25 protein-coding genes and 1 riboswitch are annotated in these 24,098 nt (G+C 75.5%); of the genes, 15 read left to right on the forward strand and 10 right to left on the reverse strand.

Annotated elements, in window-relative coordinates; genetic code table 11:
* Window positions 1-33: 33 nt before the first annotated feature.
* Entirely contained in the window at window positions 34-576 is a 543-nt protein-coding gene (locus tag ACFUMH_RS00970) for a hypothetical protein (RefSeq protein WP_378198956.1), read from the forward strand.
* A gap of 28 nt (window positions 577-604) precedes the next feature.
* Here ACFUMH_RS00970 and ACFUMH_RS00975 read toward each other — a convergent pair whose 3' ends face one another.
* Complete coding sequence (locus ACFUMH_RS00975; protein ID WP_378198959.1) at window positions 605-1,441, reverse strand: NERD domain-containing protein; 837 nt, start codon at window positions 1,439-1,441, stop codon at window positions 605-607.
* Window positions 1,442-1,636: 195 nt separating this feature from the next.
* On the opposite strand from ACFUMH_RS00975, the gene ACFUMH_RS00980 reads away from it, so the two are divergent.
* From ACFUMH_RS00980 to ACFUMH_RS00990, 3 genes are all read left to right on the forward strand, one after another.
* Window positions 1,637-2,353, forward strand: a complete 717-nt coding sequence (locus ACFUMH_RS00980; RefSeq protein ID WP_378198962.1) for an alpha/beta fold hydrolase — start codon at window positions 1,637-1,639, stop codon at window positions 2,351-2,353.
* 78 nt (window positions 2,354-2,431) lie between these two features.
* The gene (locus tag ACFUMH_RS00985; RefSeq protein ID WP_378198965.1) at window positions 2,432-3,754 is read left to right on the forward strand and encodes an MFS transporter; all 1,323 of its coding nucleotides are present in this window, start codon (window positions 2,432-2,434) and stop codon (window positions 3,752-3,754) included.
* Window positions 3,755-3,881: 127 nt separating this feature from the next.
* Window positions 3,882-6,257 (forward strand): UvrD-helicase domain-containing protein, encoded by a 2,376-nt coding sequence (locus ACFUMH_RS00990; RefSeq protein ID WP_378198968.1) that lies wholly within the window; start codon window positions 3,882-3,884, stop codon window positions 6,255-6,257.
* A 214-nt stretch (window positions 6,258-6,471) separates the two neighbouring features.
* On the opposite strand, the gene ACFUMH_RS00995 is transcribed toward ACFUMH_RS00990, so the two are convergent.
* The gene (locus ACFUMH_RS00995) at window positions 6,472-6,888 is read right to left on the reverse strand and encodes a hypothetical protein (RefSeq protein WP_378198971.1); all 417 of its coding nucleotides are present in this window, start codon (window positions 6,886-6,888) and stop codon (window positions 6,472-6,474) included.
* 466 nt (window positions 6,889-7,354) lie between these two features.
* Entirely contained in the window at window positions 7,355-7,954 is a 600-nt protein-coding gene (locus tag ACFUMH_RS01000; RefSeq protein WP_378198974.1) for a DUF6318 family protein, read from the reverse strand.
* A gap of 105 nt (window positions 7,955-8,059) precedes the next feature.
* Window positions 8,060-8,170: riboswitch (SAM riboswitch) on the forward strand.
* A gap of 19 nt (window positions 8,171-8,189) precedes the next feature.
* Here ACFUMH_RS01000 and ACFUMH_RS01005 point away from each other — a divergent pair.
* Window positions 8,190-8,993, forward strand: coding sequence for a hypothetical protein (locus ACFUMH_RS01005; RefSeq protein WP_378198977.1), 804 nt, complete (start codon window positions 8,190-8,192; stop codon window positions 8,991-8,993).
* 91 nt (window positions 8,994-9,084) lie between these two features.
* Here ACFUMH_RS01005 and ACFUMH_RS01010 read toward each other — a convergent pair whose 3' ends face one another.
* The gene (locus ACFUMH_RS01010; RefSeq protein ID WP_378198980.1) at window positions 9,085-9,567 is read right to left on the reverse strand and encodes a hemerythrin domain-containing protein; all 483 of its coding nucleotides are present in this window, start codon (window positions 9,565-9,567) and stop codon (window positions 9,085-9,087) included.
* Window positions 9,568-9,611: 44 nt separating this feature from the next.
* Complete coding sequence (locus ACFUMH_RS01015; RefSeq protein ID WP_378198983.1) at window positions 9,612-10,373, reverse strand: deoxyribonuclease IV; 762 nt, start codon at window positions 10,371-10,373, stop codon at window positions 9,612-9,614.
* Window positions 10,374-10,548: 175 nt separating this feature from the next.
* Here ACFUMH_RS01015 and ACFUMH_RS01020 point away from each other — a divergent pair, with 175 nt between their 5' ends.
* From ACFUMH_RS01020 to ACFUMH_RS01055, 8 genes are all read left to right on the forward strand, one after another.
* The gene (locus tag ACFUMH_RS01020; protein ID WP_378198986.1) at window positions 10,549-12,507 is read left to right on the forward strand and encodes a glycosyl hydrolase family 28-related protein; all 1,959 of its coding nucleotides are present in this window, start codon (window positions 10,549-10,551) and stop codon (window positions 12,505-12,507) included.
* Between the two features lie 272 nt (window positions 12,508-12,779).
* Complete coding sequence (locus tag ACFUMH_RS01025) at window positions 12,780-13,061, forward strand: isoamylase early set domain-containing protein (RefSeq protein WP_378198989.1); 282 nt, start codon at window positions 12,780-12,782, stop codon at window positions 13,059-13,061.
* 139 nt (window positions 13,062-13,200) lie between these two features.
* The gene (locus ACFUMH_RS01030) at window positions 13,201-13,497 is read left to right on the forward strand and encodes a hypothetical protein (protein ID WP_378198992.1); all 297 of its coding nucleotides are present in this window, start codon (window positions 13,201-13,203) and stop codon (window positions 13,495-13,497) included.
* Window positions 13,494-14,882 (forward strand): hypothetical protein, encoded by a 1,389-nt coding sequence (locus ACFUMH_RS01035; RefSeq protein ID WP_378198995.1) that lies wholly within the window; start codon window positions 13,494-13,496, stop codon window positions 14,880-14,882. Before ACFUMH_RS01030 ends, ACFUMH_RS01035 begins: the two co-directional genes overlap by 4 nt.
* Window positions 14,879-15,601 carry a hypothetical protein gene (locus tag ACFUMH_RS01040; RefSeq protein ID WP_378198998.1) on the forward strand — a complete coding sequence of 241 codons (723 nt, stop codon included), beginning with the start codon at window positions 14,879-14,881 and terminating at the stop codon, window positions 15,599-15,601. Before ACFUMH_RS01035 ends, ACFUMH_RS01040 begins: the two co-directional genes overlap by 4 nt.
* On the forward strand, window positions 15,598-16,446 hold the full coding sequence (locus tag ACFUMH_RS01045; RefSeq protein ID WP_378199001.1) for a hypothetical protein: 849 nt from the start codon (window positions 15,598-15,600) through the stop codon (window positions 16,444-16,446). The genes ACFUMH_RS01040 and ACFUMH_RS01045 overlap by 4 nt, the downstream gene beginning before the upstream one ends.
* A 213-nt stretch (window positions 16,447-16,659) precedes the next feature.
* Window positions 16,660-19,305: a hypothetical protein gene (locus ACFUMH_RS01050; RefSeq protein ID WP_378199004.1), complete on the forward strand. Its 2,646-nt coding sequence runs from the start codon at window positions 16,660-16,662 to the stop codon at window positions 19,303-19,305.
* A gap of 116 nt (window positions 19,306-19,421) precedes the next feature.
* Window positions 19,422-20,078, forward strand: a complete 657-nt coding sequence (locus tag ACFUMH_RS01055; RefSeq protein WP_378199007.1) for a hypothetical protein — start codon at window positions 19,422-19,424, stop codon at window positions 20,076-20,078.
* A 78-nt stretch (window positions 20,079-20,156) separates the two neighbouring features.
* On the opposite strand, the gene ACFUMH_RS01060 is transcribed toward ACFUMH_RS01055, so the two are convergent.
* Window positions 20,157-20,861, reverse strand: a complete 705-nt coding sequence (locus ACFUMH_RS01060) for an excalibur calcium-binding domain-containing protein (RefSeq protein WP_378199010.1) — start codon at window positions 20,859-20,861, stop codon at window positions 20,157-20,159.
* A gap of 218 nt (window positions 20,862-21,079) precedes the next feature.
* Here ACFUMH_RS01060 and ACFUMH_RS01065 point away from each other — a divergent pair, with 218 nt between their 5' ends.
* Together ACFUMH_RS01065 and ACFUMH_RS01070 are read left to right on the forward strand one after the other, a co-directional pair.
* Window positions 21,080-21,352 carry a type II toxin-antitoxin system Phd/YefM family antitoxin gene (locus tag ACFUMH_RS01065; protein WP_378199013.1) on the forward strand — a complete coding sequence of 91 codons (273 nt, stop codon included), beginning with the start codon at window positions 21,080-21,082 and terminating at the stop codon, window positions 21,350-21,352.
* A 3-nt stretch (window positions 21,353-21,355) separates the two neighbouring features.
* Window positions 21,356-21,748, forward strand: a complete 393-nt coding sequence (locus ACFUMH_RS01070; protein WP_378199016.1) for a type II toxin-antitoxin system VapC family toxin — start codon at window positions 21,356-21,358, stop codon at window positions 21,746-21,748.
* Window positions 21,749-21,944: 196 nt separating this feature from the next.
* Here ACFUMH_RS01070 and ACFUMH_RS01075 read toward each other — a convergent pair whose 3' ends face one another.
* The 4 genes from ACFUMH_RS01075 to ACFUMH_RS01090 all read right to left on the reverse strand — a co-directional run bounded on the left by ACFUMH_RS01075 (window position 21,945) and on the right by ACFUMH_RS01090 (window position 23,920).
* The gene (locus ACFUMH_RS01075) at window positions 21,945-22,187 is read right to left on the reverse strand and encodes a hypothetical protein (RefSeq protein WP_378199018.1); all 243 of its coding nucleotides are present in this window, start codon (window positions 22,185-22,187) and stop codon (window positions 21,945-21,947) included.
* 110 nt (window positions 22,188-22,297) lie between these two features.
* The gene (locus tag ACFUMH_RS01080; RefSeq protein ID WP_378199021.1) at window positions 22,298-23,188 is read right to left on the reverse strand and encodes a DUF4241 domain-containing protein; all 891 of its coding nucleotides are present in this window, start codon (window positions 23,186-23,188) and stop codon (window positions 22,298-22,300) included.
* 70 nt (window positions 23,189-23,258) lie between these two features.
* Window positions 23,259-23,651: a PIN domain-containing protein gene (locus ACFUMH_RS01085; RefSeq protein ID WP_378199024.1), complete on the reverse strand. Its 393-nt coding sequence runs from the start codon at window positions 23,649-23,651 to the stop codon at window positions 23,259-23,261.
* Complete coding sequence (locus ACFUMH_RS01090; protein WP_378199027.1) at window positions 23,648-23,920, reverse strand: type II toxin-antitoxin system Phd/YefM family antitoxin; 273 nt, start codon at window positions 23,918-23,920, stop codon at window positions 23,648-23,650. Before ACFUMH_RS01090 ends, ACFUMH_RS01085 begins: the two co-directional genes overlap by 4 nt.
* Window positions 23,921-24,098 lie beyond the last annotated feature (178 nt).

The raw sequence follows: 24,098 nt of genomic DNA on the forward strand, positions 1-24,098 counted from the left end.
GACGGACCACGACGGACGACCCGGGAGGTGCACGTGGCCACCGACGGCAAGCAGCTGTGGGCGATGGTGCGGCGGTACGGACCGATGGTGGTGGCCGCGTCGGGGCAGGTCACCGCCTACCTCAAGGCGCACCCGGAGGTCGCCGGGCCCGTGCGGCGCCGGGTCGAGACGTGGAGCGACGCGGTGGTCGCCGCGCAGAAGCGACGCTCCCCCGAGGGCAAGGTCGCGGCGACGATCGAGCTGGTGACGCGGCTCGCGGCCGACCGCCACCCGGACGACCCCGTGCAGGCCGAGGCGTGGGACGGCCGCGCCGACCACCTGCGCCAGGCGCTCGACCTGGCGCTCGTGCGCAGCGGGACCGTGCGGCGCGACATGCTCGTGCGGGTGTCCGCCGAGGCGGACGCGCTCGCCGCGGAGGTGTTCGACGCGCTGATCGGCCCGGGCGCCGACGGCGGCCCGGCGGGCGACGCCGTGCCGGGGCGGACGATGCCGCAGGTGCACGGGCGCCGGCTGTCGCTGCCGGCGGGTCCGCTGCGGCGACCGGGGCGGGGACGCGGGGGTGCCGAGCCGCGCTGAGGGCTCGCGGGTGTGCCCGACCGGGGTGTCAGAACCCCGGGATGGGTGCGGTGAACGCGAGCGCGCCCGCGCCGGCGGTCGTCACGACGACGAGCGCGCGCAGCAGCAGGCCGCGCGCCCGGGACGCGGGACGCCGCCCGGCCTCCGGGTGCATGACGGTCGGCGTCGCGACGTCGGCACGCGCGCGGACCGCCCGCCGGCGCGCCGCGCGCGTGGCGGGCTGCAGCGCCGCCGTCGTGAGCATCTGCGGGCTCTGGGTGCCGCCGAGCCGCACGCCGAGGAGCTGCACGAGCCCCGTCACCTCGGCGGGCGTGAGCCGCGGCGGCAGGCCGCGCAGGTGGCCGGGCAGGGCGGTGCGGCCGACGACGGTCGCACCGGCTGCGCTCACGGCCGCGTCGGACCGGTCGCCCAGGCACAGCGCCGCGCGGACGGCGGTGCGGTGCCGCGGCGCGAGCAGCGCCGTGACGGCGGCCGCCGCCTCGGACGCGCGCGCGACCTGGTGCGTGCGCACCTGCTCGCCGACGCGCACCTCGCCGTCGGTCACCACGAGGTCGCCGGCCCACGACTCGGTGTGCACCACGACGACGCCGCCCGGGCCGACCACGAGGTGGTCGATGTTGGCGAGCGGCCGGCCAGGCCAGTGCACGTCGTGCACCGACGTCCACCCCTCCGGCTCCATGCCGCGCAGCGTGGCGGCGACGAGCCGCTCGGCGGGCACCTGCGCGAGCCACGGCTGCTGCTCGACGTGGTGCCGCCGCGTGGGCGGCGGCACGACGGCGGTCGGCCGGTGCGCCTCCGCGCACGTCGAGGCTCCGGTCGTCGCGCGTCCGTGCGTCCCGCGCTCGGCGCCACCCGTGGTCGTCATGCCCATGACCTCTTCATCGGACGAAGGGCTGTCCCTCGTGAGGGTGCCCATCGTCACGCCTCGCTGCAACCGCATACCGGGTACCGGTCCCGCTCGGTGGAGGACGGCACGGCCGGACGGGGCTGTGGTCGGCTCGGCAGCGGGGCTGTGCAGACCCCGCCCTGCGTGTCGGTGCCCGCCCGTAACGTCCGCCCCATGGACGTCATCCTGGTTCCCGGTTTCTGGCTCGACGCGTCGTCGTGGGACGCGGTCACGCCGCCCCTCGTCGCCGCGGGGCACCGCGTGCACCCCGTGACGCCGCCGGGCCTCGAGGACGGCTCGGAGGTCGCCCGGCACGCGTCGCTCGGGCTGCGTGACTGGGTCGACGCCGTCGTCGCGCTCGTCGACGCGGTCGACGCGCCCGTCGTGCTGGTCGGCCACTCGGGCGGCGGCGCGGTCGTGCACGCCGCGGTGGACGCGCGGCCGGACCGCGTGGCGCGGGCCGTCTACGTCGACAGCTGGCCGACCGGGCAGGACAGCGTCATCAACGACGAGCTGCCGGTCGAGGGCGACTCGATCCCGCTGCCGCCGTGGGAGTTCTTCGAGGAGCGGGACCTCGTCGGCCTCGACGACGCGCTGCGCGAGCGGTTCCGCGCCGTCGCCCGGCCCGTGCCCGCGCGCGTCGCGACGGACCCGCAGCAGCTCTCCGGCTCGCCGGCGCGCTACCGCGTGCCGGTCACGGTCGTGACGTGCGAGTTCCCCGCCACCGAGGTGCGGCGCCTGCTCGAGGGCGGCCTGCCGTGGCTCGCCGAGCTCGCCACCGTCGAGGACGTCACCTACGTCGACCTGCCGACCGGGCACTGGCCGCAGCTCTCGCGCCCGGACGACCTGGGCGCGGTGCTGCTGGCGGAGGTGGACCGCACGGCGGCCTGACCCCTCCCGCTCGCGCGCGCCAGCCCGTACCCTCCCCTGGGCGCCGCACGCAGCGGCGACGAGCAGGGGGAGCACCACATGTCGGTCACCACGACGACGTCCGCGCCATGGCGGACGCGTGCCGCCGTGGGCGCGGCGTACGCCGCGCAGGGGTTCGGGTACGCCACGGTCGTGACGTCGCTGCCGGGGCTGAAGGCCCGCACGGGCATCGACGACATGGCGATCTCGTTCGTCCTGCTGCTCGGCTGCCTGCTGGCGGCCGCGGGCTCCGTGACGGCGGAGAAGGTCGCCACGCGCCGGTCCAGCCGCACGGCGCTCGTCGCCGGCCTCCTGACGCAGGCCGTCGGGCTCGCGCTCGTCACGACGGCGACCTCGGTGCCGCCGCTCGTCGGCGCGTTCGCGATCTTCGCAGTCGGGCTCGGCATGGTCGACGCGTCGATCAACATGCAGGGCGTCCTGCTGCAGCGGTTCGCGGGGCGCTCGATCATGTCGACGCTGTTCGCGTGCCTCACGGCCGCGGCGATCCTCGCGGCGCTGGCGCAGGCGGTGCTGGCCAACCTCGGGACCACCACCGGCGCCGTCGTCGCGCTGCTGACGGCGGCCGCCGTGGCGGCGGCGATCGCGCTCGGCATCCGCGGCTCGCTCATCCCGCGGGCCGTCGCGGACGAGGCCGCGGCGGCCGCCGTGGCGGCACGCGCGGCCACGGCGGGTGCGGACGGCACGGGCACCACGGCGCGCACGCCCTTGCCGCGCGCCGGCATCTGGCTGTTCGGCTCGATGGTCGCCGTCGCGTTCGTCGCCGACTCGGCCGTGAGCAGCTGGAGCGCCGTGTACCTGGCGGACGGCCTCGACGCCCCCGCCACCGTCGCGCCGCTCGGCTACGCCGCCTACCAGGGCGCCGTGCTCGTCTCGCGCCTGGCGGGCGACCCGCTCGTGCGGCGCTTCGGCCGCGGCAAGGTCGTCGGCGTCACGGTGCTGCTCGCCGTCGCGGGCCTCGGGCTCGTCGCGCTGGTGCCGTCGACGGGCGCGGCGGTCGTCGGCTTCGCGCTCACCGGCATCGGCGTCGGCGCGCTCGTGCCGCAGGCGTTCTCGGTGGCCGGCGAGCTCGCGCCCGAGCGTCTCGACGAGGTCATCCAGCGGATCAACCTGTTCAACTACGTCGGCGCGCTGCTCGGCGCCGTCGCGCTCGGCCTGCTGTCGGAGGGCCCGGGCCTCGGCCCGGCGTTCCTCATCCCGGCGCTCCTGCTCCTGCCGGCGGTCGCGCTGTCGCCGCGGTTCGGCGGCGCCCCCGCGACCGGCCCGGCCGGCGAGGCCGGTGCGGCGGCGGGGTCCGTCGCACCGCCCAGCACCCCGGCGTCGTCGGCCGCGGACACGCCGCCGACGTCGAGCGACGCGGACTGACGGCCCCCCGCCCGGTGCGCGCACCGGGACCGTGCCGGCGCGGCGGTGATCGGGTGGTCCCCGCCCGTCGCCCTCATGGTCGGCCCCCCGCCGGCCGATAGGAGGGCGAGCAGGGAGGGACGTCCACATGCCCGCAGGGGACTCCGCGGCGAGCGAGGCGCAGCGTCAGCTGCTGCTGGCCACCGCGCACGAGAAGGCAGCCGCCGACGCACGCCGCACGGCCGCGAGCTACGGCCTCGCGTCGGCCACCGAGCAGCGCACGGCGCGCGCACTGGCACCGCTGGCGGCCGCCGGCTACCACCTCCTCGCGGACCGGCAGTGGCCGGGCAGCCGCCGCGCGCAGGTGGACATGGTCGTCATCGGGCCGGGCGGCGTGTTCGTCGTCGACACCAAGGCGTGGGCCGACGTGTCGATCGTCGGCGACCGCATCCACCGCGGCGACGCCGACGTCACGGACGACCTCATGGCCCTCGCGGACCTCGCGTACCGCACCGAGGGCGAGCTCGCCGAGGTCGGCCTCGCCCCCGGCGAGGTGCACGCCGTCGCGGTGCTGGCCGGGCGCGCGGGCGTCGACGAGCGCGTCGGGCCCGTGCGCGTCGTCGGCGAGCGGGACGCGCTGCAGCTGATCGCCCGGCACGGGCACCGCCTGACGCCGGTGCAGGTCGACGCCGTGCTGACGCGCGCGCTCGCCTGGTTCCGGCAGGTCGGCGCGCCGGCGCCGGTCAGCACGACGCTGCCCGAGCCGGTGCTTCCCGCGACGCCGCTCGACGCACCGCTCACGGCCCTGGACGCGCCGCTCACCGCCCTCGACGCACCTCTCACCGCGCTCGACGCGCCGCTCACGGCTCTCGACGTGCCCCGGACCGCGCTGGATGCACCCCTCACGGCGCTCGACGCACCGCTCGGTCCCGACGGGCGCTTCCTCGACGTGCCGGCTCCGGCCGCGGTCGTCCCGGCGCCGCGCACGGCACCCGAGGCCGCGCCGGCCGACTCCCCACCGGCCGACGTCACACCGGTTGCCTCCGTCCCGGCCGGCCCGCCCGTCCCCGACGACCCGTCGACGTTCACCGTCGAGCCCCTGCTCGACGAGGCGACGGTCCAGGCCGCCCTCCTCGAGGGACTCATGGCCGCGCCCGTCGAGGAGTGGATGGCGTTCCTGCACCCCGCGCAGGCGCGCATCGTGCGGCGTTCGTTCAACGGCCCGTCGCGCATCCGCGGCGCCGCGGGCACCGGCAAGACGGTCGTCGGGCTGCACCGCGCCGCGTACCTGGCGCGCACGCGCGCCGGCCGGGTGCTCGTCACGACCTACATCCGCACGCTGCCGGACGTGCTGCGCCAGTCGCTGACGCGGCTCGCGCCGGACGTCGTCGACCGCGTCGAGTTCGCGGGCGTGCACGAGACCGCCAAGCGGATCCTCGACGAGCGCGGCGTGCCGTGCCGGATCGACGGCAAGCAGATCGCCTCGGCCTGGACGACGGCCTGGGGACGCGTCGCGGGCGGCAGCATCATCGACACCGACCGCCACGAGCAGGACTACTGGCACGACGAGGTCATCCACGTCATCAAGGGCCGCGGCCTGACCCGGTGGGAGCAGTACGCGGACCTGCCGCGGCTCGGCCGCCGGCACCGGCTCGGGCCGCAGCAGCGACGCGTCGTGTGGGACCTGTACCAGGCGTACGACGCCGAGCTGCGCGTGCGGGGGGTGCACGACTTCGCCGACCAGATCGCGCTCGCCGAGGCCGAGCTGCGCCGGCAGCCGCCCGCCGAGCCGTACACCGCCGTCGTCGTCGACGAGGCGCAGGACCTCTCGTGCGTGATGATCCGCATGCTGCACGCCCTCGTCGGCGACGCGCCCGACGGGCTCACGCTCGTCGGCGACGGCCAGCAGACGATCTACCCCGGCGGCTTCACGCTCGCCGAGGCGGGCGTGTCCGTGGCCGGCCGCGGCACCGTCCTCGACGTCAACTACCGCAACACGGCGGAGATCCTGCAGTTCGCGTCGATGCTGGTCGCCGACGACGAGTTCGCCGACATCGAGGGCGTCACCGCCCGCGGCGACCGCCCGACGCAGGTGCCCCGTCGCGGCCCGAAGCCCGTCTACGTCCGGTGCTCGAACCCCGCCGACCGGTCCCGCCGCATGGTCGCGCGCGTCCAGGAGGCCGTGCGGCAGGTCGGCACCGGGTACGGCGACGTCGGCGTGCTGTCCCTGTCGCGCCGCGGCGTCGACGAGGCCACCGAGGCGCTGAAGGCCGCCGGCATCCCCGTCGTGAACCTCGAGCGCTACGACGGCGTGCCCGTCGACGCGGTCAAGGTCGGCACGATCAAGCGCGCGAAGGGCCTGGAGTTCAAGCACGTGCTGGTCGTCGACGTGCGGGCGTCGTGGTTCACGCAGAAGCCCGAGCAGCTCGACGAGGTGGAGCGCGAGCGGCGCGAGTACCGCCTCCGGGAGATGTACGTCGCCATGACCCGCGCCCGCGACGGCCTGTGGGTGGCGTCGGTCTGACGGTGGCATCAGCCTGACTCTGGCGTCGGCCTGGCGGGCGCGCCGCGGGCAGCGACTGCGCGTGGAGGATCACGAACACCGGGTGACCACGACGCTGCAGGCCCGGGCACGAGCCGGCGTCACGGCGTGCGGGCCCGTGCTCACTTCGCCGGGCGTGAAGAGTTGTGGACGCGGGGTGACCACAACGCTTCACGCCGGGGCGCGATCCGGCGGGTCAGCGGCAGTCGTCGGGGGTGGGGACGGCGGTGCAGAGCTCGGCGACGAGCTTGCTGGTGCGCTCGACGACCTCGAACGGGGTGCTGGTGGCGGTGGTCTGGGCGGTGCCGTCGACGTCCCGCCAGACCGGTGAGCCGGCGACCTGGTAGCGCCCGGACCACTCGGTGGTCAACGTGATCGTGCGGGTGCCGAGGGCGCGGTAGACGTGGAACGTCTCGAACGCCGGGTACGGGGCGCCGGGGTCGGTGGTGACCAGCGGACGGCCGCCGTCGCCGAAGTCGTACGTGAACCGGATCGGCGTCGCCTCGACGGTCACCTGGTAGCCGAGCAGGTCGGTCGTCAGCGTCACCGGGGTTGGATCGGTGTAGACGATCGTCTCCTTGTTGACCAGCACCCAGTCAGCGGCAGGTTGCACGTTGAGCACCGGGGCGGGGATGGGCAGGCGTCGGAAGTCGTCTGCGGAGAGCGTCGGCAGGGCGTCTGCACCACAGCCCCCCTGATCGACCAGCACCCAAGGACCGAACGGGTCTGCTGCAGACGCTCGCTGTCGCATCCAAAGCGGAAGCAGAACGGTGTCCGTACCGCAGTCGCGTTGACCAGCGACATCCTCCCCGCTGGGGCAGGCGATGTCCGCGAGCATCACCCACTGCCCTGCCGCGTCCCGGCACATCAGCTCGCGCCGGTACTGACGCAGCTCGGCCTCAGGCCCGGTCGCCACCTCGTGCAGACGTCGAGCGCGTTCGCCTTCACGGACGTTGACGATTGCGGCGGTCCGACTCGAGTCGATCGACGCGTTGGACTCGAGCTCTGCGCCGTAGGCGGCGGGCGCCGACCACATGAGGGCAGCCACTGCGCAGACCCACGCTGTGGCGGCAAGCGTTCTACGAGACACGAGCGACATCCACCTCAGCGACCCGCCAGCCGTCCTTCCAGGAGAGCGCGAACGTCATCTCGAAGCGACCGCCCTCGTCCGACGATACGACCGTTCCGTCCGGCGCGAGCTCACGACTGGGCGTCTGGTCGACGACGACGAGAGCTGAGTACGACTCTCCTGCAACGATCTCTGCGGCGCTCTGGCTCACGACGGTCACCGTCGACTCGTCGTCGCGGTGCCCCGTCTCCTGCAACCGCGTGACGTTCGAGCGGACATTCGTGCAGAAGCCGCAGGCGGGGTCGGACATCGAGTCCCACTCGCTCAGATCACCACTGGCGTACGCGTACGGGTAGAGCTGCAGGAAGTACGACGCCGCCGCTGCCGCGCCGTCCGCGCTCGGTGTCGCCATCGCGTCCGGCCGCGCCGGCGGGACGCTCACGTCCGGCGCCGGGCTCGCGGTTGGGGTGGCGCTCGGTGCGTCCGCCGATGCCGACGGCGAGTGCGTGCCCGTCGGCCCCGTCGGCGTCGCGTCCCCCGTGCACCCCGCCGTCATGAGCCCCACGAGCACCGTCGCGGCCACCGCCGCCCCCCGCCCACGCCATCGCATGCCCGGAAAGTACCGGTTCCCGCCTTTGTCGACGCCAACGGCGCCCACCCTGTGGATGGAGGGCGCGTCGGAGCGGTGTCGGTGCGTCCCGCTACAGTCGCCACCGATCACGAAGCTCGGCCTCAAGCCCTCCGGCCGGCCGACTGGCAACCGCGCGGAGCGCACGGTGCCCCCGGAGGAAGATCCGCCCGCGCCGCCCGGTGCGGGAAGACGCTCGAGCCTCCCAGGAGGACACATGGCTGCACCGTTCGACATCGACGCACCGCTGGGCACGCCACGTCTCGGCTGCGTCGCCGAGGAGCGGGGGCACGTGCCGGCGTCATCGCGTGTGCGCGTCGCGGTCTCGGCGGCGGGTGAGACGTACCGCGTCACGGGCGTCGAGCGCGACGCCGCCGGCGACGGTCCGAACCGCGCCGACAGCACCGACAGCAGCGTGATCACCACCGACAGCACCACGAGCACCGCCGACGCCGACGACGCCGGCAGCACCGGCAGCACCGGCAGCACGAGCCCCACCTCCCTCACCGGTCGCGCCGGCGTCGTCCTCGCAACCCGCCACGACGGCGCCCCGGCGCACTGGTGGGTGCACGACACGGCGCCGTTCGAGGAGCACGCGCGCAGCGCCGACCCGACGGTCCGCCTGCACGACGGCGGCGTCGTGCGCGTGGGCGCGCGGTACCGGAGCGTCGCCACGGACGGCGCCGCGACGCCGTGCGTGGAGGGCGTGGTCCGGCCGACGGGTGCCCGGTACGCGTTCCTCGAGCGGACGCTGCCGCTCGACCCGACGCTCGTGGCGGTGCGGCCGCACACCGCGTCGCTGTACCGGCTCGACCCGCCGATGCGGACGCGCGGCGGCCCGGTCGAGCACGTCGTCGTGCTCGCGCAGCACGGCGAGGGCGGCGGCTGGACGCAGATCTTCGGGGCCGACCCGGACGCGCGGATGCGCGCGGGCGACCTGCCCGGCTCGTACGAGGGCGGCACCGACCACGTCGAGGCGCTGCAGCGCGCGGGCTACGAGGTCGTCCTCCCGCCGCTCTGACGGGACCCGTGCAGCGTCCGTCACGCGGCACACCGTGCAGCGTTCGTCACGCCAGGCGCGACGAACGCTGCACACCCCCCGAGGCCCCGCCTCATCCCAACGGCCCGAGCACCTCCCGCGGCGACTGGTCCGTCCCCAGCCGTGACAGCGGCTCCAGCAGGCGCTTCTCCTCGTACCGGAAGTGCGTCTCCATGATCGCCTCGATGCCGTCGAGGTGACGGTGCAGGTCGTCGCCGCCCGCCCCCGCGTCCACGGCGCGCTGCAGCGAGCCGAGCAGCTGCGACAGGACGCTGTGGTCCCGCGTCAGCTGCGACACGACCTCGGCGAGCGACGGGTCGCGCGCGACGAGCTCGGGGAACATCACCGCGTCCTCGCCGCGGTGGTGCCCGTCGAGGGCCGCGCAGAAGCCGGTGCAGAAGAGGCGGAGGTCGGCGGCGAGCCGGGGGGACGTCGGCTCGGCGGCCGCGTCGTCGATCGCGTCGCGCGCGATCTGCAGGCTGTCACGGAGGCGGGCGTGGACGTCGCGGAGCTGACGGTCCCACGCGACGATGCGTGCGGAAGGGTCGGTAGGCATGTGCCCCCGACGCTAGGCCCTCGGCAGCGGGCCCCGGAAGCCCCTCAGCCCGCGAGCGCCGCCTTGAGGAACGCCACGTCCTCGGCCTGCCGCTCCCCCGGCGTCTCGACGACCACGTCGCACCCGGCCTCCCGCACGACGTGCGCGATGAGCTCCGCGGGGATCGTCCCGGTGGCGAAGTTGGCGTGCCGGTCGCGGCTCGACCCGTGCTCGTCGCGGGAGCTGTTGGCGTGCACGAGGTCGATGCGGCCGGTGATCGCGGTGAGGCGCTCGACGATCGTCTCGAGGTCCTCGCCGGCGGCCCACGCGTGGCAGGTGTCGAGGCAGACGCCGACCTCGTACTCGCCGATCGCGTCCCACAGCATCGCCCAGCGGTCGAGGGTGCGCGCGCAGGCGTTCTCGCCGCCGGCGGTGTTCTCGACGAGCACGCGCAGGGGGTACTCGGCGCGCGCGAACGTCTTGCGCCAGTTGTCGATGCCGACGGCGATGTCGTCGCCCTCGCCGACGTGGCCGCCGTGCACGATCAGCCCGCGGGCGCCCAGGTCGGCGGCCGCGGCGGCGTGCTGGGCGATCATGTTGCGGCTCGGGATGCGGATCCGGTTGTTCGTCGACGCGACGTTGACCAGGTACGGCGCGTGCGCGTAGATCCCGAGGCCCGAGTCGATGAGCGCGTCGGCGTCCGGCCGCCGCACGGGCTTCTTCCAGCCCTGCGGGTCGGCCAGGAAGATCTGCACGGCCTGCGCGTCGACCTCCGTCGCGGCCGCCACCGGGTCGTCGCCACGCACGTGCGCGCCGATCAGCACCACGTCGGTCCCCTTCCCTCGAGTCCGCGCCACGCTAGCCCGTCCCGCTGACATCACCCACCGGACGTGTTATCGCGACGCGGCGCGATCGTCGCCGCGCGAGACCCTTACTTACACGTCGGTAAGTGTGGTTTGCTCCGAAGCGTCCGATGCCGGAACTCGACGGAGAGGCACACGCATGGACCACCCCCGCACGCCCGCGACGAGGTCACGACGACGTCGTCGCGCCACCCTGCTCGCGGTCGCGGCCCTCACGGCCGCCGCCACCACCCTCGCCCCCGCGGCCACCGCCGGCCCGCCCCGCGGCCCCGCCGCGCCGACCGCCCCCGACCTCGGCCCGAACGTCGTCGTCTTCGACCCGTCGATGCCCGTCGCCGACATCCAGGCCCGCGTGGACCAGATCCACGCGCAGCAGGTCGACGCCGAGATGGGCACGGCCCGGTACAGCCTGCTCTTTCTGCCCGGCGAGTACGGCACCACCGAGCAGCCGCTGCAGATGAAGGTCGGCTACTACACCGAGGTCGCCGGCCTCGGCGCCTCCCCGACCGACGTCACGGTCCACGGCAAGATCGAGACGTACAACCGCTGCCTGTCCCCCGACCCCGAGAACCCCAACTGCATCGCGCTGGTCAACTTCTGGCGCACGCTGTCGAACCTCACGATCGACATCAACGGCACGGGGCAGGACGACTGCCGCCGCACCGCCAACTTCTGGGCGGTCTCGCAGGCCGTCTCGCTGCGCCGGGTCAACGTCCTCGCCGACGAGGGCGACCCCGGCTTCTCGCTCATGGACTACTGCACGGCCGGCCCGCAGTTCGCCAGCGGCGGCTTCATCGCGGACTCCCGGTTCGGGGACGTGACGAACGGGTCGCAGCAGCAGTGGCTGACGCGCAACAGCGAGGTCCGCAGCTGGTCGAACGCCGTGTGGAACCAGGTGTTCGCGGGCGTCGAGGGCGCGCCGGACGACGCGACGTTCCCCGACCCGCCCTACACGACGCTCGACCAGAACCCGCTGAGCCGCGAGAAGCCGTACCTCTACGTCGACGAGCGCGGCCGCTGGCACGTCCGCGTGCCGGAGGCGCGCGAGGGCACCCGCGGCATCACGTGGGCCGACGGCATGACGCCGGGCCGGTCGGTCCCGCTGCGCGACTTCCACGTCGCCAAGCCGGGCGACAAGGTCCAGACGATCAACAGCCAGCTCGCGCGCGGCAAGCACCTGCTGCTCACGCCTGGCGTGTACGACGTCGCGCGCAGCATCGAGGTCAAGCGTGCCGGCACGGTCGTGCTCGGCATGGGCCACGCGACGCTGACGTCGGTCGACGGGGCGGTGCCGCTGCGCGTCGCGGACGTCCGGGGCGCGATCATCGCGGGCGTGACGATCGACGCGGGCCCGCAGGAGTCGCCGGTGCTGCTGCAGGTGGGCAAGGCGCCGCGCGGCGGCGGTCACGGGCCGTCCGGGCAGGAGGCGGACCACCGCGGGCGCGGCCACGACAAGGGCCGCGGCCTCGACCCGATCACGCTGAGCGACGTCTACTTCCGCGTCGGCGGCCCGCACCGCGGCTCCACGGACGTGGCGCTGCGGATCGACGCCGACGACGTCCTCGTCGACCACACGTGGGTGTGGCGCGCCGACCACGGCGTCGAGGGCTTCACGGAGGGCGTCAACGGCGACACCGAGCGGTGGCGCACGAACATCGGCCGCACGGGCGTGGTCGTCACGGGCGACGACGTCACGGCGACCGGCCTGTTCGTCGAGCACTTCCAGCGGCACAACACCGTGTGGGAGGGCGAGCGCGGACGCGTCGTGCTCTACCAGAACGAGCTCCCGTACGACCCGCCCACGCAGGCGGACTGGACGGAGCCCGACGGCACGCTCGGCTGGGCCGGCTACAAGGTCGGCGACAAGGTGCGCGAGCACCAGCTGTGGGGCGGCGGCGTCTACGTGTTCAACCAGAACAACCCGTCGATCATCACGGAGAACGGGTTCGAGGTGCCCCAGCGGCCGGGCGTGCGGCTCACGCACGTCATGACCGTCAACCTCAGCGCCGGGACGATCCGGCACGTCGTGAACGGCGTCGGCGGGCAGGTGGACAACTCGAACACCGGCACGCCGTCGTTCATCACGCAGTACCCGTGACGGGCGGGTCGGTGGCCGACGTGACCGGCCGCCGACCACCCCGTCGCGACACGGAGGGCCGTTGGTGGACGCCACCTGCGGCCCTCCGCCGTCGTCCTCTAGGGTGACGCCGTCGCTCGAGGACGAGGGCGTGCGCCGGAGGGGCAGACGGCGCGCCACCGACTCGTCACACGCGGGTCACCGCGCTCGCCCTCCCCCGAAACACGGCCACGCCACCCTTCGTCTGCGAACCCCGCGACACCCGCGCCCGTAGCAACAGAGTGGATGGCACCGTGCTGAAGAAGTCCCGCGCCGCCAAGTCCGGCACCTGCACCCTGACCTTCGCCCTGCCGACGCCGAGCCTCGACGGGCCGGTGAGCGTGGTCGGCACGTTCAACGACTGGGTGCCCGGCACCCACGTGCTCCGCAAGCGGTCGAACGGCATGTCGAGCGCGTCCGTGACCGTGCCGCTGGGGACCACCCTGACGTTCCGGTACCTCGGGGACGGCGGCAAGTGGTTCGACGACATCGACGCGGACCGCGTGACCGTGGACGGGTCGGTCGTCACGGTCTGACGACCGGCCAGGCCCGGCGAACCGGGCCTGTGGACGACGGCGATCTGCCCCTTTCGTCCCGGTAGCGTCGCGGCCCTGCGCTCGAGAGGCGGGCGCAGGACCGCTGACGTCAGGGGGCTGCGCTGTGTCTTCCCATGCCGTGTCGAGCGCCGGGAAGCTGGTCGTCGACACCGACCTGCTCCAGGCCGCCGGGGCGCGTCTCGCCGACCTCGCGCAGACGTTCTCCGCCGCGAACGTCACGGCGCGCGACCTGCGGGCGGACGTCGGGCACGACGGGCTCGCGGACGTGCTCGGCGAGTTCGCGATCGGGTGGGACGACATCCGGGTGGGCGTCGTCGCGGACGTCGGCGCGCTCGCCGAGGCGTGCACGCGGGTCGGGACGACGTTCGCCGAGCTCGACATGGTCTTCGCGGCCCAGCTGCGGGGTACCGCGTGAGCCGCCCGTTCACCTGGTACCCGCTGCACCACGCCGACCCGGTGCCCGGCGACCCCGCCGCGGTGCGCGCGGCCGGCCACGAGCACGAGCGCGTCGCGGCGCAGATCGCCACCGCCGCCGACGAGCTGCGGGCGATCGCGGGCGGCATCACCGTGACGTCCCAGGCCGTCGACGAGGTCGCGACACGGGCCGGCGCGCTCGCCGACACGATCGAGCGCGCGCACGCCCGGTACGCCGCCGCGGGACGCGCGCTCGTCGCGTACGCCGACGGGCTGGAGCGCGCGCAGGCGCTGTCGCTGCAGGCCCACGACCAGGCGACGGCCGCGATGGCGGCGTCGGGCACGGCGGCCGACGACCTCCGGTACTTCCGGGTGCGCGAGGAGGAGTCGCAGGACGAGCCGGAGGTCGCCGCGCTCATGGCGGCGCAGGTCGACCAGTCGCGGGCCGCGATGGCCCGCGCCGACCGGCAGCTCGACGACGCCCGCGACCTGCTCGCCCAGGCGCGTGCGGTCCGCGACGAGGCCGCGGAGACCGCCCGGGCGATCATCGCCGCCGCCGTGCGCGCCGACGACCTGCACGACACGTTCTGGCAGGACGTGCGCGGCGGCGTGGAGGAGTCCGGGCTCGCCGTGTGGAACGGGATGGACGAGTTCGCGACGGGGCTGAGCGTCGCGGCGCTCGCGCTGTGCTGGGTGCCGGGGGTGAACGCCGCGGTGGCCGCGGTGGCGACCGTTGCCGGGGCGGCCGTGCTGGCGCGGGACGTGATCCTGCTGGCGCAGGGGAACGGTTCGGTGAAGGACGTCGTCCTCGGTGCCGCCGGACTGGTCAGCTTCGGGGCCGGGCGGGTGCTCGGGCAGGGCCTGCGCACGGCGACGAACGTGAACCGGGCGGCGCAGGGCGCGCGTGCCGCGACCGCGACGACCGTGGGATCGGCGGCGCACAACGCCGCATCGTCGACCGGGCGTGCGGCGGCGACGGCGGCGCAGCGCGTGCGGCCGTCGGTCCGGCCGGCGGGCGGCGCGGGGTTGGGGTCGGCGCTGAATCCGCGGGCCATGGTGCGCGACCTGGCGTCGGACGTGCGCGACGGCGCCAGCGCGGTGGCGGCGGCGACGCGCGGCCCGGCGGCCGCGGGCGCCCACGCCACCGGTACGGGGGCGCTGCGGAACCCCGTCCTCGAGGGCGGCAACGCGATCAAGGCGGCATGGAAGCAGAACCGCTGGGCGGGCGCGCTGCGGGCGGTCGGCAACGAGGACGCCGCACGAGACGTGGCGTACCTGGCGCAGAACGGCGGCGGCTACAAGGTGCGGGTCGGGTTCACCGTGGCGCGGCACGTGGGCGACGTGGGCCTCACCGTCTCGGGCGGTATCGAGGCGGTGCGCCGATGAGCGGGCAGGGCCCGGCCTCCTCGGGGGCCGCGACGTCGACGACGCGTCCGCCGACCCCGACGGACGCCGGCCTCGGGCTCGTCGTCCCTGCCGACTGGTGGGTGCTGCGGCTCACCGACGCCGATGCCACGCGCCGCACCGTCGCCGCGATGGTCGAGGAGCGCCTCGGCCGGGACGACAACCTCGCCGCGCTGCGACGCGAGCTGCGGGTCAGCGTGTCGGCGTCCGCGCGGCGCGCGGCCGCGGCCGGCGGGTGGCTGATGGGTTTCATGCTGACGCGCGTCGCCGACGTGCCGGTGCCCGCGACGCTCACCGCCTTCCGCGCCCCCGGGTCGTTCGCGACGGACGCAGAGGTCGACGCCCTGCAGGCGTCGCTCACCGCGCACGCGTCGCGGTCCGGCGGGCACGTGGACGCCGCCGACGGGCCGTCCGGCCTGGTGCTGCGCTCCGTCCGCGAGCGCGTCGGCGACGTGCCCGGCGCCGGCGGGGTGCCCGTCCTCCTCTGCGACTACTGGTCCGACCCCGGCGACGACCGCGGCCTCGTGCGTCTCGCGTTCTCCACGCCGCTGCCCGACCTGCGCGACGGCTGGCTCGAGCTGTTCGACGCCGTCGCCGCGACTCTCCACCGGCTCGACGAGCCGACCTCTCCGCACGACGACGACCTTGACGACGACGCGTACGACGACCTGCACGACGACACCGAAGGAGCACCCGCATGACCGACACCTCCGCCCGTGACACCGCCGCCGGTAAGGCCGCCGCCCGTGACGCCGGCGCGGTCGGCACCACGTGGGCCGGGCCCGCGCGGCCCGGCGCCGCAGCCCCCGCCGCTGAGGCCACCGCCCGTGACGCCGGCACGCTCGGCACCACGTGGACCGGGCCGGCACGGCCCGGGGCCGCCGCGCCCGTCGCCGGTCGACCCGACGCGCCCGCACCCGGCGCGGCGCCCGTCGCCGCCGCCGAGCGGGGGCAGCGTCGCCGCCGGTGGTTCTCGATCGCGGCCGGCGTGGTGGGCGTGCTCCTATTCGGCTCGCGGGCGCTGACCGACGGCGACGCCGGCGGGGCGGTCGCGCTGATGATGGTCGCGCTCGTCGGTGCCGGCGTGGGCGTCTGGGTCCGCCGGATGGTCACCGCCACGGCACGGCGGCACGCCGCGGTGCGGGCGCAGCGGCCCGGCGCGGAGGTCCTCGAGGTGTGGGGCGCGGTCGGCCTGCGCGACGCACTGCGCGCCGAGGGGGTCGCGGACGCCCCGGTGCGCCGGACGCAGGGCACGGCGCTGACCCTCGCCCTCACGCGGGCGGGGCTGGAGCTGTGGTCGGGCCGCGACGACGCCCGGCTGCTGCACACGGTGCGTTGGGCCGACGTCGAGGGCGTCGTCGACGGCACCGGCACGATCGCCGGCGACGGCCCGAAGCCGGCCGCCGTCGTGCTGACGCACGCGGGCAACGAGCTGGTGCTGCTGCCGGCGCGGACGTCGACGGGCTCGATCCGCACCGCGTCGGGCGCGGAGGTGCGGCGGCTGGTCGGGCGGCTGGAGGGCATGCGCGTGGCCACGCCTGCGTGACGGAGGCCGCGCGCGCAGCGTCACGAGCAGAGCCGCCTTCGCGTGGTGCTCGCGCGGAGCCGATGCTCGCGGCTGATGCGCGGAGCCGCCGACGTGCCGGCGCGGGGCCGGGCCCCCGCCGGCACGCCGCCCGGGTGACGTATCTCGCGGGCGGCGTCCGCGTCCTACTCACCGAGCGGTCGCGACGGTGCGGCCCTGCCCCGAGGGGGAGCCATGGCAGGTCGTCACCGGTCCGCGGGGCTCGTGCCGGACGGCACGCCGCTCGACGGCCTCACGGAGATCCGCGTGCACGGCGTCGGCGGCACGGGCCCGGAGTCGCTGCTCGGCGACCTGGCGCCGACGCGCGTCGCCGGGGACCGCATCGCCGGCTTCTACCGGACGACCGACGCGGCCGGGCGGCACCGCGAGGCGTACTCGTGGGGCGGGATGACCTCGCACAGCCCGGTGCGGGCGCTGTGGATGTTCCTCGTGCCGGCGATGTTCTCGAACATGGCCGGCTGGACTGCGCGGCGGTGGATCACCGCCGGCGAGGACGAGGTCGCGCAGAAGCCGACCATGTGGCTGTTCCGGTGGTTCGCGCGGCTGTCGGCGCTGTCGCTGACGCTGGCCGCGACGGCGATGTCGGTACTGCTGTTCGTCGACGTCGTCGCCTACCAGTGCGGCGCGATCGCCGGGTGCGGTGGCGAGGGCTGGTGGACGGGGCTCACGCGCTGGGCGGGGCCGGACGAGCCCGGCCGGCGCGTGGTGCTCGGGACGGCCGTGTCGACGCTGCTCGCGGTCGGGATCTTCCTGCTGGCGGGGCGCACGCGGCGGGCGTACGAGAGCGTCGAGCCGCCGACGGCGAACGGCGCCCGTGCGGCGCGTGGGCTGTCGGCGGGCGGTACGTCGACGGGCACGGTGGGCGGTGCGTCGGCGACGGCGGCGGCCGGTGCGTCGGCGGACCCGGCGGGCAGCACGGCGACGGGCACCTCGGCGGGCGCGCCGGGCGACGCCGGAGCGCGACCGGACGTCCGCAGCACCGACCGGACGCCGTCCGGCACGTGCGCCGCGGCGCGCGAGGGCGGGCTCCGCGACCCGCACTTCTGGTCGGGCCGGGTGTGGCACCAGTTCCTCTCGCAGGTGCACCTCGCGGCGTGCCTGGCGGTCGTGACGCTGTACCTGGGCGGCGTCGTCGCGGAGCTCGGGGCGGGCACGGTCCCGGGCACGCTGGGCCGCGTCGCGGTGGCCGTCGCGGCGGCGTCGGTGCTCACCGTCCTCGGGCTGCTCGCGCGGGACCGTGCGGCGCTGCGCGCGTCGGCGGCCCTGCTCGCCGGGACGACGGCCGGTCTGGTCCTCGCCGCAGCGGCTGCCCTGGCGCTGCCCGCGGGACCCGGCCCCGCGGGCATGGCACCGGGCGCGCGGACGGCCGTGAACCTGGCGTGGGGCGTCGCGCTCGGGCTGCTCGTGCCGCTGGCCGGGCAGCAGGTCGGCGCGTGGGTCACGCGGCGGCGCAAGGAGCGCGCCGCGGCGCGGGCCGGCATCCCGGCGCGGCGGCTCGAGCTGTTCCCGTGGGCGGCGCCGTTCGTCCTGAGCGCGGTCTCGCTCATCCTGGCGAACGCCGTGCTGCTGTCGGTGATCGTGTGGGTGGCGCGGGCGCTCGCGCCGACGGAGTGGGGCTTCGCGCCGGACGACCCGACGGCGACGCCCACGGCGATCCACCTGCCCGCCGCGATCGGCACGATCGCGTCGGTGCTGTCGCTGGGCCTGGTCGCGGCCGGCGTGCTGTTCGCGCTGGTGATGGCGCTGCGCTACCTGCGCGTGCGGTCGGTCTGGACCACCGACGTCGAGAACGACCTGCGCGCCGCGTACCGCGCGCACCGCCGTCCGGTGACGGCGACGCTGGTGCGCCCCGACGACCGGTGGTGGCACTCCGCGCTCGACGGGCCGGCGTTCGAGGCGCAGGCCGTGCCGCGGCCAGGCCGCCCGAACGGGTGGGTGCGGAAGGTCGCGCGCATGCGGTACGCGGCGGCGCACTCACGCGACGTGGCGTGGCTGCTGGTCGGCGTGACGGTCGCGGGCGTGCTCGGCGCCGTCGCGTTCCTCGTCCACGTGTGGCTGCTGCGCCGCGGCACGCCGATCGTCCTGCCCGAGCTCGGCATCACCCTCGCGGTCCTGCTGCCGCCCGCGTACGTCGGCCTGCTGCTGCTCATGTGGCGACGCGAGCGGTGGCGCAAGACGCTCGCCTCGGTGTTCGACGTCGGGACGTTCTTCCCGCGGTCGTTCCACCCGTTCGCGCCGCCGTCGTACGCCGAGCGCGCCGTGCCCGAGCTGACGCGCCGCATCTGGCGGCTGCACGACAACGGCGGCCGGGTCGTGCTGACCGCGCACTCGCAGGGCAGCGTGCTCGCGGCGGCGGTCGTGGGCCGACGGTCGTCGCGGCCGGACGAGCCGACGATCGGGCTCGTCACCGTCGGCTCGCCGCTCGGCAAGCTGTACCGGTGGGCGTTCCCGGCGCTGTTCACGGACGGCTTCCTCGACGGGATCGCGCAGGGCCGGCCGGGGATCGGCCCGGTCGAGTGGACCAACGTCTACTACGCGACCGACTACGTCGGCGGGCCGATCTGCACCGCCGACTCCGTCGTCCCCGGCGGCGTCGACCACGAGCTCCTCGACCCGCCGACCGACCAGCACGTCGTCGACCAGCCGCTGCCGCCCGTGCTCAGCCACACCGGGTACTGGGTGGACCCGGCGTTCTGGGCGCGGGTGGACGCGACGTGCGAGGCGGTGCGGGTGGACGCCGCTGCGCGGAACGGGGTGCCGCACGGGGTGGTGCGGGACCGGAGGGTGATCGACCCGGGGGTGCCGTTGCGGTACTTGTGAGGGGGCGGGCGCCTGTGAGAACAACGACTGACAGGTCGGCTTGGCCTGCGTCGTTGGTCGCAGACACCCTCGCGGGAGTTCGCAGGTGGTCGTCCCGGCGCGGGACACTGGTCGCGATGTCTGCGTCCTCGACCCCTCGTGCCGATCGCGGCCGGTCGTACCGGCGGACCGCGGTCGTCGTCGTCGCGGGCGCCCTGCTCGCGACGGCGGTCGCCGGAGCCGTCTCAGGCGGGCCGGTCCTGCGAGTCACGCTGATCCTCGCGACGGTCGTCGCGGTCGGTTCCGCCGTCGCGGTCGCGACGTCGCTGCGGACCACCCGGCACCGGCACGTCGCCGTCCAGACGCTGCGGCGCAAGGCCGACGTCATCGAGGTGCTGGGAGCCGTCGGGCTCCGCGAGGCGCTCGCGGGCGAGAAGGCGCTGCGCGCACCTGTGTACTCGCGTCGGCGGACGCCGCTCTCGCTGGCGGTGAGCTCCGAAGGCGTGGAGCTGTGGGCAGGCGGCGGCGCTCCGTCGCTCGTCCTGTCGCTGCGGTGGTCGGCTGTGGAGGCGTTCGAGCTCGTCTCCGGACGGTCGACCACGGCCCTCGTCGTCGTGACCGCTCGTGGCAACCGCCTGGTGCTCGAGCCGGCGCGACGCGCGGACGGGTCGCCGCTGAGGGCGCGGGAGAACGACGTGCGCGATCTCGTCGGGACGCTCGAGGCCGCGCGCGCCACGGGCGCCGCTGCGGAGACCGCACGGGCAGAGGCAGGTCTTCGGCGCCGACGCCGCTAGCCCGTCCCCGACTGCGACGGCGAATGCGACGCAGGCCGGGTGACGCAGGACCGACGTGGCGTGCGGCCCGAGGACCCTCTACTCGCAGCCGATGCCGTCGTCGTCACGGTCGAGGTGCGGCCCGTACCCGGGCTCGCCGCGGCGCACCGGGGCGGCGCCGGCCGCACGGGCTGCCGTGCAGTTCTCGTACGCCCCCGTCGACGAGCCGCCGCTCGCCGGGGGCGCGACGGCCACCTGTGGAGCGGGTCGCTGCTCGGCCTGCGTGACGGCGGACTCGCGCGCCGCGACGGCTGCGACCGCGGCGTCGAGGGCCGCCTGCTGCGCGGCCAGCGTCGCCTCCCGCGTGGTCAGGTCCTGCGCCTGGCTCGCCACCGCGGCGGCCTCGCCGGTCAGGCGGGCGACCTCAGCCTCGGCGGCCGCCAGCTCCGCGTCGAGGCCCGTGCGTGCCGACTCGAGACCCGCCAGCTCGTCGCGGAGGCCGACGTTGTCGTCCTCGATCCGGTCGATCTCCGCCTGCAGCTCGTCGGCCGTGGTCGTCGCCTCCTGCAGCGCGACGCTGCTGCTCCCGGCGCCGCCCCCGACCCCGACCAGTACGCCGACCAGCAGACCGACGAGCGCTGCGGCGGGTACGGGCCACCGACGACGTGGCGCCGGGGCGTCGGTCCACAGCTGCCAACCCGGCGGCGGCTCGGGCCAGCCCGGGTCGGGACGCCATCCCTCGGGCGGCGTCCATCCCGCCGGGGCGGGCGCCCATCCCGGCGGTGGGTTGAAGGTCTGATCCATGGTTGCCGTCCTCGTCGTCGAGAGGCTGGGGCTCCACTGTGGTCCGGACGCGCGTCCAGCGACAGGGGCGCCGCGGGTGAGGACGCGGGTGAGATCGACGGCGCGACGCACGGGTCGGCGCCGGGCGCGGCCGACGCCCTCCGCGGGTCGGGCCGTGGGCGGCGACGGACGTCGTGGAGGCATACCCACGGCCGCACCGAAGAGCTACCTTGTAGCACATGGCGACCATCGGCATCCGTGACCTGAAGCAGAACGCCTCGGCCGCCGTCGCCCGAGCGGCAGCGGGCGAGACGCTGACCGTGACGGACCGCGGGCGCCCCGCCGCCCAGCTGGCGCCGCTTCCGTCGTCCCCGCTCGCGGGCCTGCTGGCGTCCGGGGCGGCCCGCCCTGCCGGCGCCGACCTGGCCGACCTGCCGGAGCCCCGTCCCGCCACGGAAGGGCGTCCGAGCATCTCCGCGGCGCTCGCCGAGCTCCGCGACGACGAGCGCTGAGCCGTGGCGCACTACCTCGACACCTCCGCGCTCGTGAAGCTCGTCGTGGAGGCGCCGGAGACGACCGCGCTGCGGACGTGGTGGCGGGAGCACGGCACGACGCCGGTGGCGTGCGACCTCGTGCGCACCGAGCTCATGCGTGCCGTCCGCCGGGCGACGCCGGACGCAGCCGTGCAGGCGCACGCGGTGCTCGACGCCCTCGTGCTGATGCAGCTGACGACGCGGGTGTGCGATGCCGCCGGGCGGCTCGAGCCGACGACGCTGCGGTCGCTCGACGCGATCCACCTCGCGGCGGCGCTCGACCTGGGCGACGACCTCGAGGGGATGGTGACGTACGACGACCGCCTCGCAGAGGCGGCGGCCGCGTACGGGATCACGGTGATCGCGCCAGCGTGAGGCGACGGTGCGGTGCGCACGGGCCATCGTCGACGCCGAACGGCCTGGTGCGGGACCGCGGCCGCGGCCCTGGCCGTCGTGACCGCACGTGGCAACCGCCTGGTGCTGGAGCCGGTGCGCCGCGCTGGCGGGTCGCTGCTGCGGGCGCCTCAGCGCCGGGAACCGGTGTGCGGTCGCGCAGGGAGCGCGGGCGCCGTCAGACGACGTGCCGCATCGTGACAAGGTAGCCGGCGACCGCGACTGCCAGGGCGATGCCGACGGCGATGGGGACGGCCGCCGCTGGCCGGACGCGGAAACCGAGCGCCGGCAGGCCTGCGACCGGTGCACCGAGCGCCGCGCCGGCCACGGCCCAGCCGGACCAGGCGGCAGCCGGCGAGGGCTGCGTGGCGCCGAACGGGCCACCGGCCACGAGTCCCACGAAGCCGGCGACGCCTGCCACCAGGAGGGCGAGGACGCACGCGGCGGCCAGGGACCCGTAGCGGGGTGGAGTCGGACCGGCGGACCGGTCCGCGCGGTGTGGAGCCGGCTCGCCGAGTACGTCGGGGCGTGTCATGCGTCTTCCGGCGGTGTGCCGGGCAGGCCGCTCCACTCCCACGGCGTGATGCCGGACCAGCAGACGACGCTGACGACGCTGCCGTCCGCGGCGCGACCGAGGTAGACGGGATAGCCGCCGTCGCCCCAGCCGATGCTGAACAGGATGCCGTCCATCGGGCCGTCGGGCGTGGTCCGGCGCTCCACGCAAACGTTGGACGACTCGTCACCCTCGGGGAAGAACGCCTCGACGTAGTCCCAGCCGTCGACCTCGACGCCTTCGGGCAGCGCGCCGGTCGCGAGGAACCCGCCGTCGCCGCCGTCCGTGCCGAAGACGAGGTCCGGCGACTCCTCCCACGTCACGGGGTCCGCCGCCGCGACCCGCACCTCGACGAACGCGACCCGCCGGCCGGACTCCTCACTGTCGAGCACGGAGAGGCTGACCGGCGCCGTGACCGTGCCCGCCGCGACGGCCACGTCCGGCTCGATCGTCAGGCCGTAGGCCGCCTCGTACCCGTTGCCGGCGTCGATGGTGCCGTCGACGAGCACGAGGTAGCCGCCGGCCTCGACGGTGAGAGGGCCGTCGACGGGGATGGTGCCGTAACGGTCGAGAGCGACGACCGCATCGGCGGCCGTGAGCGTCCGCGGCCGGAGGTTCGTGCGGGCGGGGTCGGCGGGACGTCGACCGCAGGGCGTGAACGTGGGGCGCGGGGCTGACGTGTCGCGGTACTGGTCCGCGACGGGCGCGCCGGCGTCGACGGGCTCCGGGACCGTCTGTGGTTCGAGGTCGGAGTAGTCCACGGTGGCCGTGATGGCGTAGGTGGCGCCGTCCCCGCCGGGGGTTCCGGCGCAGCCGGAGGTGAGGGCGACGGCCGCGAGCGCCGCCGGGAGAAGGAGACGGCGGGTCACGAAGCCATCGCAGCGGCTCGGTGTGCGCACGGTCAACGGGCTCGGCGAGAGGTCACCCGGGTGCCGCGGGTCAGGCCTCGCGGCGACGCGGTGCTACGACCTCGACCAGGTGGTCGAACGGACGAAAGTCGTCGAGGTTTGCGGTCATCACCGCGGCGCCGTGCCGGTGCGCCTGCGCGGCGATCAGCGCGTCCTTGCTGCGGACCTTCGCCCCGGTCGCACGTGCTGTCGCGGCGACGAGCCCGTAGGAACGTGTGCTCTCGACGTCGAGCGGGAGCCAGTCGAAGTAGCGGTCGAGGTCGTTCAACCGACGCGTGCGGGCGGCGGTGTCAGCGGCGGTGCGTGCGGCTCGGACGCCGAACTCCAGCTCGGCGCGCGACAGGATGCTCGCCGCGTACAGCTCGTCGGGGTCCAGCGCGTACAGGTCGAGGTCGATGAGGACGTTCGTGTCGAGGACGATCACGCCGGACGGCTCCACGGGTCACGGAGCTCGTCGTCGTCGACGCCGGTGAGGTCCTCGCGCCAGCGCTCGGCCTGGCCGCGGTCCATGGGGGCTATGGGGGCGAGGTCGGCGCCCCGGACCCAGGCACGGCGGGACGGCTCGTCCGGGACGAGGCGCACACCCGTCGGGTGGCCGTGCACCGTCACCTCGGCGGCCTCGCCGGACTCGAGGACGCGGCGGACGACGGCCTGGGGGTTCTGCTTGAGCTCGCGCGTGCCGACGGTGGACATGGGTCGAGGGTACGGGTGGTGTAGACGTCCGTCTACACCACCCGGTCCTCCGGGCTCGGCCCGGCCTCGCTCGCGCGGCTCAATCACGGATCGCGAGCGACCACTACGGTTCTTACGTCAGCGGATCGACGGACTTCTCGGCAGTGCAGGAGACATGTCCCCCCGCACGTTCATTCGT

Source organism: Cellulomonas sp. NPDC057328 (assembly GCF_042667215.1).
In the GTDB taxonomy this organism is placed as follows: Bacteria; Actinomycetota; Actinomycetes; order Actinomycetales; family Cellulomonadaceae; genus Cellulomonas.